The organism is Streptomyces sp. URMC 123 (assembly GCF_051386515.1).
Classification (GTDB): Bacteria; Actinomycetota; Actinomycetes; order Streptomycetales; family Streptomycetaceae; genus Streptomyces.
Genome location: NZ_JBPQTV010000202.1, coordinates 1 through 11473, shown reverse-complemented (window position 1 = coordinate 11473; position 11473 = coordinate 1). Strand labels below are relative to the sequence as shown.

General features: G+C 74.1%; 10 protein-coding genes and 2 pseudogenes. 7 read left to right on the top strand and 5 right to left on the bottom strand.

Annotated elements, in window-relative coordinates:
* Nucleotides 1-597 (top strand): annotated as a pseudogene (locus ACSNOD_RS21335) (hypothetical protein); the annotation flags it as partial.
* 88 nt (nucleotides 598-685) lie between these two features.
* Nucleotides 686-904: a hypothetical protein gene (locus tag ACSNOD_RS21330; protein ID WP_436768600.1), complete on the top strand. Its 219-nt coding sequence runs from the start codon at nucleotides 686-688 to the stop codon at nucleotides 902-904.
* Between the two features lie 100 nt (nucleotides 905-1004).
* Here ACSNOD_RS21330 and ACSNOD_RS21325 read toward each other — a convergent pair whose 3' ends face one another.
* Complete coding sequence (locus ACSNOD_RS21325; protein WP_436768599.1) at nucleotides 1005-3224, bottom strand: NADP-dependent isocitrate dehydrogenase; 2220 nt, start codon at nucleotides 3222-3224, stop codon at nucleotides 1005-1007.
* A 306-nt stretch (nucleotides 3225-3530) separates the two neighbouring features.
* The gene (locus ACSNOD_RS21320) at nucleotides 3531-4538 is read right to left on the bottom strand and encodes a LysR family transcriptional regulator (protein WP_436768598.1); all 1008 of its coding nucleotides are present in this window, start codon (nucleotides 4536-4538) and stop codon (nucleotides 3531-3533) included.
* A 42-nt stretch (nucleotides 4539-4580) separates the two neighbouring features.
* On the opposite strand from ACSNOD_RS21320, the gene ACSNOD_RS21315 reads away from it, so the two are divergent.
* Nucleotides 4581-5711, top strand: a complete 1131-nt coding sequence (locus ACSNOD_RS21315) for an EamA family transporter (RefSeq protein ID WP_436768597.1) — start codon at nucleotides 4581-4583, stop codon at nucleotides 5709-5711.
* A gap of 401 nt (nucleotides 5712-6112) precedes the next feature.
* Nucleotides 6113-6313, top strand: a complete 201-nt coding sequence (locus tag ACSNOD_RS21310) for a hypothetical protein (protein ID WP_436768596.1) — start codon at nucleotides 6113-6115, stop codon at nucleotides 6311-6313.
* Here the strand turns inward: ACSNOD_RS21310 and ACSNOD_RS21305 are convergent.
* The gene (locus ACSNOD_RS21305; RefSeq protein ID WP_436768595.1) at nucleotides 6304-6996 is read right to left on the bottom strand and encodes an HAD-IA family hydrolase; all 693 of its coding nucleotides are present in this window, start codon (nucleotides 6994-6996) and stop codon (nucleotides 6304-6306) included. The genes ACSNOD_RS21310 and ACSNOD_RS21305 overlap by 10 nt on opposite strands.
* Before the next feature lie 47 nt (nucleotides 6997-7043).
* The gene (locus tag ACSNOD_RS21300) at nucleotides 7044-9212 is read right to left on the bottom strand and encodes a heavy metal translocating P-type ATPase (protein ID WP_436768594.1); all 2169 of its coding nucleotides are present in this window, start codon (nucleotides 9210-9212) and stop codon (nucleotides 7044-7046) included.
* A 94-nt stretch (nucleotides 9213-9306) separates the two neighbouring features.
* Between ACSNOD_RS21300 and ACSNOD_RS21295 the strand changes: the two genes are divergently transcribed.
* From ACSNOD_RS21295 to ACSNOD_RS21285, 3 genes are all read left to right on the top strand, one after another.
* Nucleotides 9307-9705 (top strand): ArsR/SmtB family transcription factor, encoded by a 399-nt coding sequence (locus tag ACSNOD_RS21295; RefSeq protein WP_436768593.1) that lies wholly within the window; start codon nucleotides 9307-9309, stop codon nucleotides 9703-9705.
* 69 nt (nucleotides 9706-9774) lie between these two features.
* The gene (locus ACSNOD_RS21290) at nucleotides 9775-10347 is read left to right on the top strand and encodes a TetR/AcrR family transcriptional regulator (RefSeq protein ID WP_436768592.1); all 573 of its coding nucleotides are present in this window, start codon (nucleotides 9775-9777) and stop codon (nucleotides 10345-10347) included.
* A gap of 55 nt (nucleotides 10348-10402) precedes the next feature.
* Nucleotides 10403-11020 carry a DUF4865 family protein gene (locus ACSNOD_RS21285; RefSeq protein WP_436768591.1) on the top strand — a complete coding sequence of 206 codons (618 nt, stop codon included), beginning with the start codon at nucleotides 10403-10405 and terminating at the stop codon, nucleotides 11018-11020.
* 87 nt (nucleotides 11021-11107) lie between these two features.
* Here the strand turns inward: ACSNOD_RS21285 and ACSNOD_RS21280 are convergent.
* Nucleotides 11108-11473, bottom strand: a pseudogene (locus ACSNOD_RS21280) (ATP-grasp peptide maturase system methyltransferase); the annotation flags it as partial.

Below are 11473 nucleotides of genomic sequence, written 5' to 3'. Positions count from 1 at the left end.
GACGCGGCGGGCAGGGGGGACGCGGCGGACGAGGCGATGGCCACGGCCCAGGAGGCGGTGGCCATCCTGCGCCGGCTGGGCCGGCGGCAGCCGGAGGCCCACGGGCACTTTCTCGCCGAGGCGCTGGGGGCGCAGAGCACCGTGCTGATGGCCCTCCGGCGGTACGGGGACGCCATCGCCGCGGCGGACGAGTGCGCGGCCGTACGCCGTCGCATGGCCGAGGCCGACCCGGGGATCACGCCGCGGCTCGCCCACGCCCTGCTCAACGCCGTGGGCGTACGGGCGGAGGCGGGCGGGCCCCGGCTGGCGGCGGCCGTGCGGCTGTTCGCCGAGGCCACGGGGGTGTGCGAACGGCGCGAGGCGAGGGCGGTGCCGGGCATCGCGGGGCTGCACCGGGCCGTGGGCTCGCGGCTCGCCGACCGGCTGGCCGCCGAGGGCCGCCCGGAGGACGCGGAGCGGGTGCGCCACGCCGTCGAGCGTCACGGTGCGTCAGGCCCCGGCACGGGAACCGACGCGCGAACCGGCACGCGAACCGGCAGCGCCGAGGGGCCCGATTCCGGGGAGGGGTCCTGGCGCGATGCCGCTACTTTCGGATGAGGCCGGCCCGGCGGACACCGACTTCGGTGCGCGGAGCGGAGCCCGATGGCCGATCCGCCGCCGGGGCCGCCGTTCCTAGCCTCGGGGCATGAGGAGTCATCTGAGGGACCTGTTGGGCCTGGTCGCCTTCGTTCTGATCGCCGGGGGCGCCGCCGGGCTGCTGCACGAGTGGCTCGGCTGGTTCCACCTGTTCGGCTTTCTGCGCTTTCTCGCACTCGACGGTTACGAGATCTACAGCTACCTCGTGCTGATCGCGCTCGGGTTCGGCCTGGGCGCGGCGGGCGACGCGGTGCGGCGGGACCGGTAGCCGAACGCCGGCCGCCCCGGCCGGGCTGCTGCCGGGCGGGGGCGGGACGGGGTGAACGGTGTGCCGCGGTGCTGCGGCGTCGCGGTGTCGCGGTGTCGCGTCAGGCGAGGGTCGCCAGGGCCTCGTTGAAGATCCGCGACGGACGCATGACGGCGGCGGCCTTGGCCGGGTCGGGGCGGTAGTAGCCGCCGATGTCGGCCGGCGAGCCCTGGACGGCGATCAGCTCGTCGACGATGGCCCGCTCCTGCTCGGCGAGCGTCTTCGCCAGGCCGCCGAAGGCCTCCGCGAGCGCGGCGTCCTCGGTCTGCTTGGCCAGCTCCTGGGCCCAGTAGAGCGCCAGGTAGAAGTGGCTGCCGCGGTTGTCGATGCCACCGAGGCGGCGGCTGGGCGACTTGTCCTCGTCGAGGAACGTGGCGGTCGCCCGGTCGAGGGTGTCGGCGAGGATCTGGGCGCGCGCGTTGCCCGTGGTCTTCGCGAACTGCTCGAAGGACGGCACCAGGGCGAAGAACTCGCCCAGCGAGTCCCAGCGCAGGTAGTTCTCCTTGACCAGCTGCTGGACGTGCTTCGGCGCGGAGCCGCCGGCGCCGGTCTCGAACAGGCCGCCGCCGTTCATCAGCGGGACGACCGAGAGCATCTTGGCGCTGGTGCCCAGCTCCAGGATCGGGAACAGGTCGGTGAGGTAGTCGCGGAGCACATTGCCGGTGACCGAGATGGTGTTCTCGCCGCGGCGGATGCGCTCCACCGAGAGCTTGGTCGCCTCGACCGGGGGCAGGATGCGGATGTCCAGGCCCTCGGTGTCGTGCTCCGGCAGGTACTGCTCGACCTTGGCGATCAGGTTGGCGTCGTGGGCGCGGGTCGCGTCCAGCCAGAACACGGCCGGGTCGCCGGTGGCGCGGGCGCGGTTGACGGCGAGCTTCACCCAGTCCTTGATCGGGGCGTCCTTGGTCTGGCAGGCGCGGAAGATGTCGCCGGCCGAGACGGTCTGCTCGATCAGGGCGTTGCCGGCCTGGTCGACGAGGCGGACGGTGCCGGTGACCGGGATCTCGAAGGTCTTGTCGTGGCTGCCGTACTCCTCGGCCTTCTGCGCCATGAGACCGACGTTGGGGACGGAGCCCATGGTCGCCGGGTCGTAGGCGCCATTGGCGCGGCAGTCGTCGATGACGGCCTGGTAGACGCCGGAGTAGCTGCTGTCCGGGAGGACGGCGAGGGTGTCGTGCTCCTGGCCGTCCGGGCCCCACATGTGGCCGGAGGTGCGGATCATGGCCGGCATGGAGGCGTCGACGATGACGTCCGAGGGGACGTGCAGGTTGGTGATGCCCTTGTCGGAGTCGACCATGGCCAGCTCCGGGCCCTCGGCGAGCTCGGCCTCGAAGGACGCCTTGATCTCGGCGCCCTCGGGCAGCGCCTCCAGGCCCTTGAAGATGCCGCCCAGACCGTCGTTCGGGGTCAGGCCGGCGGCGGCGAGCGCCTCGCCGTACCGCGCGAACGTCTTCGGGAAGAAGGCGCGCACGACGTGGCCGAAGATGATCGGGTCGGAGACCTTCATCATCGTGGCCTTGAGGTGCACGGAGAACAGCACGCCCTCGGCCTTGGCGCGGGCGACCTGCGCGGTGAGGAACTCGCGCAGCGCGGCGACGCGCATGACGGAGGCGTCGACGACCTCGCCCGCCAGGACGGGGACGGAGTCGCGGAGCACGGTGGTGGAGCCGTCGTCTCCCACGAGCTCGATGCGCAGCGTGCCGTCCTCGGCGATGACCACGGACTTCTCGGTGGAGCGGAAGTCGTTCTGGCCCATGGTCGCGACGTTCGTCTTCGACTCGGGGGTCCAGGCGCCCATGCGGTGCGGGTGGGTCTTGGCGTAGTTCTTCACCGAGGCGGGGGCGCGGCGGTCGGAGTTGCCCTCGCGCAGCACGGGGTTGACGGCGCTGCCCTTGACCTTGTCGTAGCGGGCGCGGATGTCGCGCTCCTCGTCGGTCTTCGGGTCGTCCGGGTAGTCCGGCAGCGCGTAGCCCTGCTGCTGGAGCTCGGCGATCGCGGCCTTCAGCTGCGGGATCGAGGCCGAGATGTTCGGCAGCTTGATGATGTTGGCCTCGGGGGTCTTGGCCAGCTCACCGAGCTCGGCGAGCGCGTCGTCGATGCGCTGGGACTCCTCGAGGTACTCGGGGAAGCCGGCGATGATCCGCCCCGAGAGGGAGATGTCGCGGCTCTCGATACCGACTCCGGCCGTAGAGGCGTACGCCTGGACCACAGGCAGGAACGAGTACGTCGCCAGGGCCGGGGCCTCGTCGGTGTGCGTGTAGATGATGGTCGAGTCAGTCACCGATACTCCGCTTCACGTCTAACATCGTCTCGACATCAAGATATCTCGCGATCGCGCCGGCCCGACACCGGCCCCGGCGATCGGACGATCGGCCGGTCCCGCGTGGCCGCGGCTCGTCCGCGACAGGACGCGATCATAGGGTTCACCGGCGCGGCCGAGGCGCTCCCGGCCCGGCGCCTTCTCCCGAGTACCCCGCGCGGGAGATCGTACGAAGCGTTTTCGGTGCGAGTTTTCCCGGTTCTCCCGGCGATGGGCGGCAGCGGTGGTCGCCGCCGGACGGCGGGCCGCGTCACTGGTCGGCCCGCGTCAGCCGCGGGACGCGCCGATCAGGCGTTCCGCCACCGCGGCGACGGGCGGCCAGGACGCCCGGCCGCGGCGGGTGACCAGAAAGCTCCGGCGCACGCCGGCCACCGGGTCCAGTGGGCGGTGGACGACGTCGTCGCGCCGCTCCTCGATGCCCGAGGCCGGCAGCAGCGCCACCCCCAGACCGGCTCCGATCAGCAGGTTCACCACGTTCAGGCTGTCGACGCGGTGCACGATCCGGGGCGTGAAGCCGGCCAGCGCGCACACCCGGTGGGCCAGTTCGTCGTCGTCCCCGCCGCGCGAATTGGTGATCCATCCGGCGGTGGCGAGCCGCGCGATGTCCGCCAGGGCGGCCGGCCCGCCGGGCGGCACCGCGCTGGGCCCCTCGGCCGGGGCGGCCAGGACCAGCGGCTCCTCGCCGAGCCGCCGGGCGACGAGCCCCTCCGGCACGGCCCGCGGCACCAGGCTGTAGTCGTAGACGATGCCGAGGTCGATGTCCCCGGTGAGCAGCAGGTTCACCGTCTCCTGGGGCTCGTGCTCGTACAGCTGGACCTCGATGCCCGGATGGTCGGCGTGCAGCGTCCGCAGCACGGGGACGACCAGGGGCTGGGCCGCGGTGACATAGCTGGCGAGCCGGACCCGCCCCCGGGGCTCCGCCTCGCCGCGCAGCTCCGCCCGCGCCTCCTCGACGGCCGCGAGGATGGGGATCGCGTGCTGGACGAGGCGCTCGCCGGCCGGGGTGAGCTGGACCTTGCGGCCGACGGGGGCGAGCAGGCGCACGCCCATCTCCTGCTCCAGGACGGCGAGGTGCTTGGACACGGCGGAGGTGCCGTATCCGGTGCGGGCGGCGACGGCCGCCATCGTGCCGAGGCGCTTCAGCTCGACGAGGAGGCGCAGCCGGCCCAGGTCGGGCAGGCTCTCCTCGCTCCGGTCGGTCGGAATGCGGCCCTCCCCGGCTCCGTACGGCTGTCCCCTCCACTGTCCACTGATGGTAGACAATGCGTCCGCCATCGGCCGGTGGACAGCAAGAAAACTTCCGGCTGGAATGACCCGGTGACCCACCATGATCCGCTGACGTCGTACAACGCGTACGACGTGCGCCCCGCGTACGACATCCCGCCGACCGCCGCGCCTGTCGCGGCGCTCGCTTCTGTCGTCGCCGCCCCCGCCGCCCCTGCCGGCCCGGCCACCTCTGCCGCCACAGCAATCACAGCGGCCGCCGTCGCCCCGCGCGCCGAGCCCCGCCGCGTCCCGGGCGCCGTACTGCTGCTGGCCGCGATGACCGTGCTGCACACCGGCAGCGCCCTCGCCACCGAGACCTTCGACGCCCTCGGCCCGGCCGGCACCACCTGGCTCCGCCTCAGCTGGGCGGCGCTGGTGCTGCTCGCGTTCACCGGGCGGTCGCTGTGGCGGGTGCTGCGGGCCGCGCCGCGCGCCGATGTGCTGGCCACCGTGGGACTGGGCGTGGTGAGCGGCGCGATGATGCTGTTCTTCTCCGAGGCGGCGGCCCGACTGCCGCTCGGCACGGCGACGGCGCTGGAGTTCCTCGGCCCGCTGGCCGTCGCCGTCGCCTCGCTGCGCCGCCGGCGCGAGCTGGTCTGGCTGCTGCTCGCGGCGGGGGGTGTCGTCCTGCTCACCTCGCCGTGGAGCGGGGCCGCGGGACTGACGGGGGTGCTCTTCGGGCTGGCCTCGGGCGCCTGCTGGGGGCTGTACGTGATCGGTACGCAGCACGTCGGCAGCCGCTTCTCGGCCCCGCACGGGCTGGCGCTCTCGCTCACCGTGGCGGCGCTGTGCACGGCGCCCTTCGGCGCGGCCGGGGTGGTGGCGGAGCCGCGCTGGGACGTCATCGCGGCGGTCGCGGGGATCGCCCTGCTGATGCCGCTGATTCCGTTCCTGCTGGAGATGAAGGCGCTCCAGCGCATGGGCAGGAGCGCGTACGGCACGCTGGCCGGGCTGGAGCCGGCGGTCAGCCTGCTGGCCGGCATGGTGCTGATCGCCCAGCGGCCGACCGCGCTCCAGGCGGCGGGCACGGCGCTGGTCGTGGTCGCGGGCATCGGGGCGGCGCGGGGCGAGCGGCGGGCCGCGGCGCAGCGCCGGGGGAACGATGGCGCACCGCCGGCGGGCCCCGGCGAACGTCCCGTCCCCTCCTGGGCCCTCGCCGCCACGGCGGCCGACCGCGGCTGAGTCCCTCGTAACCCTCTGGGCCGAAGGTCACTCACCTCCGTTCCTCTTGGGGCGTCCTCTCGGTGCGGTCACCCCCGAGCGGTCACAGCGGCAGGAAGAGGGCGCACGCGAGAACCCGCACACCGAGGTCAGCGCCTGCACACTCTCCCTCGCGCCATGAGCGCGGCCCCATGGCCCGACAAAAAGCGAGGCGCACGCGCCCCGGGGCGCGTGCGGCGGCCGGTGGCGCGGGGCGGAGGTGGAGGGGACGGCGCCGTTTCCGGGCGCGCACCGGGCTCCGGCGGAGAACCTCCACGCCCCCGCCTCGGATTGCCACCCTCCGTCAACACGCGCTCTACGGTGAGTGAATGAGGCGTCGCCGAATTGACGCCCTTGCCGATTTTTGTCCCGGAAGGAGCCGCATGGCCATTTCAGCTGCGGAGGCGGAGGCACGGAAGGCCGCGATCGCGGACGCGGAACAGGAAAGGAGCTGGCACGCGGTCGGCACCTTCGCGACCCTGGAGGATGTCGCCGTCTTCGTCAACGCGCCACCCGCCCAGGGGCCGGGTGAGGTTGTTCTCTGCTGCCACGACGGAGTCATCGAGGTAATGATCTACATGTGAGCCGGGTCGGCGCCGACCGACTCCGGGGCAACGCTCAGGTGATGTGCGATCCACGCCATCGCCTGGGCGTTGCCCCCACGCATGACCGGCCCGTGGCCGTCACCGAGCGGAACGCCCCCGGAGCCGTCGAACAGAAACGCCCGCATTCCCCGTCGGCGCGCCGCCGCCACATTCGCCTCCGCGTCATCGAGGAAGAGGCACTCCTCCGGGCGAACGCCGAGCCGCGCGCAGACCACGTCGAAGGCCCGCGGATCGGGCTTGAGGATGCCGATCTCGTGGGAGTAGACGATCTCGTCCACCAGCTCGCCGAAGCCGTAGCGCTCCTGCTCCCGTTCGCGGGCGCCCACGAAGCTGTTGCTCAGGATGCCGAGCGCGCAGTGCGGCCGCAGCCCCCGGACGTAGTCGATCAACTCCTGGTTGGGCGAGCCGAGATACTCGTCCCAGAGGTCGGCCAGGAACGCGTCCACCTCGGGCGTGCCCAGGCCCAGCACCGCCGACACCCGCGCCCGGACCTCCGCCTCCCCCATGGCTCCGACGCTTCCCGCCCGCCAGACGTCCCCCAACTGCCGGTCGATGGCGCCCGGGGGGAGCCCGAGCCGGCGCTCCCACTCCCCCGGCCACCCGGTCTCCGGGGTGATCTCCAGGACTCCACCGATGTCGAGAACGACGCAGCGCGCTGCCATACGAGCCCCCTCCCGCGGCCGTGCGGCGAACCCCGGCCGCATCGCGTTCAGGCTACGGGGGCCGCGGCCGGGGCGGAGGCGCGGCGCCAGGCCGACGTGCGCAGGAGGCGCAGGCCGTTGAGGCCGACGAGCACCGTGGAGCCCTCGTGGCCGAGGACCCCGAGCGGCAGCGGCAGATGGCCGACGAGGTCCCAGACCACGAGGCCGGTGATGAAGACCGAGGCGATCACCAGGTTCTGCACCACCAGGCGGCGGGCCTCGCGGGAGAGGGCCAGCACCGCGGGGACGGTGGCGAGTTCGTCGCGTACGACGACGGCGTCGGCGGTCTCCAGCGCGAGGTCGGAACCGGCGCGGCCCATCGCGATCCCGGTGTGCGCGGCGGCCAGCGCGGGGGCGTCGTTGACGCCGTCGCCGACGACCAGCACCCTGCGCCCGGCGGCCGTCAGCTCGCGTACGGCACCGACCTTGTCCTGGGGCAGCAGCGCGGCCCGGACGTCCGTGATGCCGACCTCCGCGGCGAGCCGCGCGGCGGCGCGCGGGTTGTCGCCGGTCAGCAGGATCGGGGCGGTGCCGGTCAGCGAGCGCAGGGCCGCGGTGGCGGCCGCGGCCCCGGGGCGCGGGCGGTCGGCGAGGCCGAGGACCCCCACCGGTACGCCGTCCCGCCGGACGACCACCGCGGTGTGCCCGCTCTCCTCCACCTCCGCGGCCACGGCGGCGGCAACGGCGTTGGCCACAGCGACGGCCCGGTCCGAGCCGCCGTCGCCCCCGGACCCGGACCCGGACCCAGGCCCGGACCCGGACCCAGGCCCGGACCCGTACTCGGCCCCAGGCCCAGCCCCGTACCCGTAGCCGGACCCGTCCAGCAGCCGCGCCGGCGCGCCGACGTCCACCCGGACCTGGCCCACCGCGCCCCCGCGGCCGTCACCAGCGCCGGCGCCCGCCACCGTCGCGCTCACCCCCACCCCCGGGACCGACACGAAGTCCTCCGCGTCCGCGAGGTCGAGCCCCCGCTCGCGCGCCGCGTCGACGACCGCCCGCGCGAGCGGGTGCTCGCTGGGGCGCTCGACCGCCGCGGCCAGCGCCAGCAGATCCGCCTCGGCGAGGCCCCCGCCGGGCACCGACCGCGGCAGCGGGAGCGGGTGGACCTCGGTGACCCGGGGCGTGCCCTCGGTCAGCGTGCCGGTCTTGTCGAACGCGACCGTGTCCACCTCACCGAGCCGCTCGACCACCACGGCGGACTTCACCAGCACACCGTGGCGGCCGGCGTTCGCGATGGCGGACAGCAGCGGCGGCATCGTGGCCAGCACCACCGCGCACGGCGAGGCCACGATCATGAAGGTCATGGCGCGGAGCAGCGCGTCCGCCGGCGCGGAGCCGAACGCGAGCGGGATCGCGAAGACGGCGAGCGTGGCCGGCACGAGGCCGACCGCGTACCACCGTTCGACCTTCTCGATGAACAGCTGCGTGGGCGCCTTGGTCTCGGACGCCTCGGCGACCAGGGCGACGATCCGGGCGATCACCGAGTCGGAGGCGTCCCGCTCCACCCGCACCCGGAGCGCGCCGGTGCCGTTCAGCGTGCCGGCGAACACCTCGTCACCGGCCCGCTTGGCCACCGGCAGGGGCTCGCCGGTGATGGTGGCCTGGTCGACCTCGCTCGCGCCGGCCAGCACCCTGCCGTCGGCGCCGACGCGCTCGCCGGGGCGGACGAGGATCACATCGCCGACCGCCAGGTCCTCGATCGCGACGGTCTCCTCGCCGCCGTCGGCGGACAGCCGGGTCGCGGTGGCGGGCGCGAGGTCGAGCAGGCCGCGCACCGAGTCCTGGGTGCGCGCCGTGGCCAGGGCCTCCAGCGCGCCGGAGGTCGCGAAGATGACGATCAGCAGGGCGCCGTCCATCACCTGCCCGATCGCCGCCGCGCCGACCGCGGCCACGATCATCAGCAGATCGACGTCCAGGGTCCGCGCGCGCAGGGCCCGCAGCCCGGTGAGAGCCGGTTCCCAGCCGCCGGCGAGGTAGGCGGCGGCGTAGAGGGGGCCCCAGAGCCAGGCCGGCGCCCCGGCCGCCTGGGCCGGCAGCGCGAGCAGGAAGAGCGCCAGGGCGGCGGCCGCCCAGCGGGCCTCCGCCAGCGCGAACACCCGGGTGCGGCGCCGGGGCGGCGCGGCCGGCGACGGGGGCGGTGGTGCGTGATCGGGGCGCTGGGCCACGGTTGCGGACACGGCGGAACGACCCTTCTCGGGCAGCGGACGGGAGCGCCCCACCATACCGGAACAACTGAACAGGTCTTCATATGTGGTCGGTAGGATGGACCGCATGGGCCACGGAGTCGACGCCAGGAACACCGCCACCACTCGCGAGCGCCTGGACGCCGTGGGCACCGCCGATGTGGCCGCCACGCTCCAGGCCCTGGCCACCCCCTCCCGGCTGCGCATCCTCGCCCGCCTCAACGAGGGCCCGTGCGCGGTGGGCGACCTCGCCCAGGCCGTGGAGATGGAGCCCTCCGCCTGCTCGCACCAGCTGCGGCTGCTGCGCAACCTCGGCCTGGTGACCGGCGAGCGGCGGGGCCGCTCGATCGTCTACGCCCTCTACGACCACCACGTGGCCGAGCTGCTGGACCAGGCGCTGTTCCACGTCGAGCACCTGCGCCTGGGGCTGCGGGACACCCCGCACGACGCGGCGGCCACCGGGGAGCGGGTCACCGCGCCACGGTGACCCGCCACCGTACGGGCCGTGCGATCACCGGCACCCCGCTCTGTACCTACTGGTATGTACACTGATCGCATGAGCACCGCATCCGAACGCCTCATCGAGAGCACCCGCGAACTGCTGTGGGAGCGCGGATACGTCGGGACCAGCCCCAAGGCCATCCAGCAGCGGGCCGGCGCCGGGCAGGGCAGCATGTACCACCACTTCGGCGGCAAGCCGGACCTGGCGCTGGCCGCGATCGAGCGGACCGCCCAGGAGATGCGCGCCACGGCCGAGGCGCTGCTCGGCGGGCCGGGCACGGCGATCGAGCGGATCACCGCCTATCTGCGGCGGGAGCGCGACGTGCTCAAGGGCTGCCCGATCGGCCGGCTCACCCAGGACCCGGACGTCATGGCCGACCCGGTGCTGCGCCGGCCGGTCGAGGAGACCTTCGCCTGGCTGCGCACCCGCCTCGCCGAGGTCCTGACCGAGGGCCGGGAGCGCGGGGAGCCGGTCGCCGGGCTCGCGCCGGAGGCCACGGCCTCCACCGTGGTCGCGGTGCTCCAGGGCGGTTACGTCCTGGCCCGCGCCGCCGACTCCACCGAGCCGTTCGAACGGGCCGTCGACGGCGTCCTCGCCCTGCTCGCCGACCGGGCCACCGGCGACTGACGCCCCCGCCCGGCGGGACGCCGGACACCATCGAAGCGAATTGCGAGCACACGCCATGTACGCCAAGCAGTACGAGATCACCTTGCCCGCCGACTACGACATGCGGATCATCCGCCGGCGCGTCGCCGACCACGGGCACACGCTCGACGACCGCGCGGGGCTGGGCCTGAAGGCCTATCTGATCCGGGAGCGCGGGCGCGACGGCTCGCCGGTCAACCAGTACGCGCCGTTCTATCTGTGGGACGACACCGCAGCGATGAGCCACTTCCTGGTCGGGGGCGGCGGATTTCAGGGCATCGTCCGGGACTTCGGCAGGCCGCCGGTCCAGCACTGGACGGGCGTCGCCGAGGTGGCGGGGCCGGCGCGCGGCACGTCCCCGAGGGCCGCCTCGCGCCGCCTCACCCCGCTCCCGGCCGACGCCGACCCGGGCGCCGACGGACTGGGCCTGGCCGCCCGGATCGAGCGGGAGACCGCGGAACTCGGCGCGCTGGCGCGGCGCGAGGGCGTGCACACCGCCGCGCTGGCCGTCGACCCCCACCACTGGCGGCTGCTGCAGTTCGTGCTCTGGGCGGAGGCGGTCCCGCCGGAGGAGGAGGCCACGGAGCGGTACGAGGTGCTGCACCTGTCCGCGCCGGGCCGCGCGCCGTTGAGGAAGGCGGCTCAGGGCCGATAGGCCGTCCCGCGGCCGCGCGGGTCAGGGGCCGTCCCGCGGCCGCGGGGGTCAGGGCCGGTAGGCGCAGCACCACGTGAGCCGGTTCTGCTAGACGGGCAGGTCCCAGGAGGGCCCGTCGGGGGCACTGATCCATACCCGCTGCGTGCCGTCCGGTTCCACGGTCATGCCGAAGTCGGACTGCGGGGGTGAGCCTGCGCTCTGCCACGTGGTCAGGGCGTCTTCCACTTGGTCCCAGAGGTTGAGCGGGCCGTGCTGATGCACGTGCCAGCCACCCCCGGCCGGTTCCGTCCATGCCTGCGATCCGGTGGCGGTGTCCACCAGGATCACGCCGCCACTGGTGTTCATGAGTTCGGCGGAGGGCGCGGCGAGCTGGGCGAGGAAGTGGCCTGTCCAGTCGTCCAGGAGGGCGGGGTCCACGCGGGTGGGGCGGATGTGGCCGGGGCGCTGCTGAAA